The 2673-nt window shown below is 48.9% G+C and carries 2 protein-coding genes and 3 rRNA genes; all 5 read right to left on the bottom strand.

All coding sequences use genetic code 11. The features are described 5' to 3' along the window. Positions 1-187, bottom strand: a 16S ribosomal RNA gene (locus tag C7459_RS22650); the annotation flags it as partial. A gap of 209 nt (positions 188-396) precedes the next feature. Next, positions 397-1212 carry an MbnB/TglH/ChrH family RiPP precursor modification enzyme gene (locus C7459_RS22655; RefSeq protein WP_109691459.1) on the bottom strand — a complete coding sequence of 272 codons (816 nt, stop codon included), beginning with the start codon at positions 1210-1212 and terminating at the stop codon, positions 397-399. After that, positions 1197-1997 (bottom strand): hypothetical protein, encoded by an 801-nt coding sequence (locus C7459_RS22660; RefSeq protein ID WP_109691460.1) that lies wholly within the window; start codon positions 1995-1997, stop codon positions 1197-1199. The genes C7459_RS22655 and C7459_RS22660 overlap by 16 nt, the downstream gene beginning before the upstream one ends. A 369-nt stretch (positions 1998-2366) precedes the next feature. Then, positions 2367-2483 (bottom strand): 5S ribosomal RNA (gene rrf / locus C7459_RS22665). Positions 2484-2532: 49 nt separating this feature from the next. Beyond that, positions 2533-2673: ribosomal RNA gene (locus C7459_RS22670) — 23S ribosomal RNA — on the bottom strand; the annotation flags it as partial.

Here is a 2673-nt window from a genome sequence, read left to right on the forward strand (position 1 = left end):
AAGAGATCATCCGGTATTAGCACTCGTTTCCAAGCGTTATCCCAGTCTGCCAGGCAGGTTACCCACGTGTTACTCACCCGTCCGCCGCTGACATCCATGGAGCAAGCTCCACATCAGTCCGCTCGACTTGCATGTATTAGGCACGCCGCCAGCGTTCGTCCTGAGCCAGGATCAAACTCTCAATTAAAGTTTGATTCAAGGCTCGAATCGATTCTCATCTATCACTCGTTTAGTTTTCAAGGATCAATCACGTCACCGAAGTGTCTCTCGCGGCGACAAGAGATAATATATCATACCCCTACGCTAAAAGTCAATACCTAATCTCAAGGTAGACCAACAAAAACCCAATCCTGACGGACCGGGTTTTCTGAACACGTTTCACGTTCATGCTGCAAACTACCTTTCCATAGCGCCGCGGTATTTCTGATACACAGACCGGCATAGTGCCACGTCCTCCAATACATCGTTGAATGTTTCCAATTGGTTGTCACGCTCGATAATCATCGCATCGCACGACGTGTTGTCCATCACCCACTCGGTTAACTCCATCACCTTCGGATCAATCCCGCCGACATGCGAATCGACCAATTCCCCATCCGTTTCGGTATGTCCTGCCAGATGAAGTTGGACTACTCGATCGCGAGGAATCGTCTTCAGGTATTCAATCGGATCGTACTTATGAACAACAGAATTCAGATAGAGGTTGGTCACATCCAACAACAGTCCGCAATCGGCAGACAGCATCACACGCTTGATGAATTCCGCCTCCGAATACTGTTTGACCGGCCATGTGATATGGTGCGTAACATTCTCCATGATCATAGGACGTCCCAGAAAGTTTTGCAGATCCAGAATGTGCTTGGAGGCGACTTCAATCGCTTCATCCGTATAAGGTAGCGCAATGAAATTCTCAATCTCGATGTCTCCCACTCGGCTATAGGACAGGTGCTCACTCACCCAAGACGCATTGACGAAATCAGCCGTCCGTTTTAAAGCCTCCACCCGTTGCTCAGCTGGCGGCTCCACGGAACCGAGCGAGAGGTTGATACTGTGGATCACAACTGGCAACTTCCCGAGAAACGGTCCCAAGTCAGCTTGTACAGCCTCGAGATTCGGTCGTTGGTTGTATTCCAAAAAATCAACGTGTTGCAACAGCAGCTCTGGCGTATTGGTAAATTGCGAGCGATACCCGATCCCTACACCTCTAGCCATGATTTGACCTCCTTTCCATGTGTGACGAGGATTCCTGCTTCGTACAGTTCTTCGATCATCTCGTGAGCCGTGCGCTCTTCATATCGGACAGCGATGCCCTCAGCGAGTACGAGCAGCTCTTGACTGGTAAACATCCGTCCTATACCTTGCTTCAAAAAGTCATAATACCCAGAGTCAATCTCGTACAAGTCGACTTCTGCTCCGTTCCACTGGGCCAACACAAACCCTTGGGTACCGAACAACTCAGGTAACGCTTCCTGAAACTTGCCATCAATCAACAGCTCCCCAGGCAACTGAAACGTAGCAACACGAACGCGTGACGCCACACGTAACCCGGTTCCTGAAACCTCTTCATCAGTAGCTCTACAACTTTCATATACCCACTTCTCAAATGCGATCACTTCACGTTGGAGATCTCCATGCTTATCCCCCGTGGCCTTGTCTGCTAAGAAATCCAAGAAAGTGATGATATTTTGCATCCAAAAATTTTGCTTCATCTCATGTATTGTCACGAATTCCCGCAACAGCCGGGCACGACTGCTACTTGAAAACAAGGACAAGGAACGAGTCACATAGGGCATGGCCAACCGATTCAGCCGTTTCAGCGCCACGTGAGTCTGAAACGCTTCCAAATCCCGCGCCTGCAACTGCAACGCGGCTTGCAACTCATGGTCCGCCAAATCATACGAGGCCTGAACACTAGAGGGGTCTGCGAACAACTGATTGGACAATTGCGGTTTGATGGAGAGATTCAACATCAGGCTCTGAATCTGTTGCAACGACATCCTGCCACCTCCTGAGTACGTATCTACTTCGTTTACTTACAAAAAAGGCCCGCTCCTCAACGGACCGGGCTCGTTCTTGATCACATCAATCGCTACACCAGTCAACACCGCAACCAAAAGAGCAGAAGTTGAGGCCGCAAGTATCGATCGGCATCAGGGCAACCGTGGTTACCTTTTTCAACATAGTTCTCACCTCCTTTCAACGAAAAATCAACCTATATACTTGGCTAAATATTACCACATTGAATTCAAAAATAAATGGTTAAATAGTCCTATGCCAATTGTATTTAAACAAACTCCTTCAATGTAATGAAAACAAAAAAAGACCCGATCCGCAATGGATCGAGTCTTTTTGTTCCTGATGCTGTTGCCTCGCGACGTCCTACTCTCCCAGGACCCTGCGGTCCAAGTACCATCGGCGCTGGAAAGCTTAACTTCTGTGTTCGAGATGGGAACAGGTGTGACCTTTCCGCCATCATCACGAGACTGTGACAACTGGGTAGAGCAACTTTGTGAGTTCAAGACATGCATTTCGTAGGATAAGCCCTCGACCTATTAGTACTGGTCAGCTAAATGCCTCGCGGCACGTACACACCCAGCCTATCAACCCAGTCTTCTACTGGGGGTCTTACCACGTTGACCGTGTGGGAAGTCTTATCTTGAGGGGGGCTTCGCG

The sequence above is a fragment of the Tumebacillus permanentifrigoris genome (assembly GCF_003148565.1).
Classification (GTDB): Bacteria; Bacillota; Bacilli; order Tumebacillales; family Tumebacillaceae; genus Tumebacillus; species Tumebacillus permanentifrigoris.

Bases quoted from the DNA above. Each gene is read 5' to 3' on its own strand.
- C7459_RS22655 (WP_109691459.1), bottom strand. From the start codon at position 1,212: ATGGCTAGAGGTGTAGGGATCGGGTATCGCTCGCAATTTACCAATACG.
- C7459_RS22660 (WP_109691460.1), bottom strand. From the start codon at position 1,997: ATGTCGTTGCAACAGATTCAGAGCCTGATGTTGAATCTCTCCATCAAA.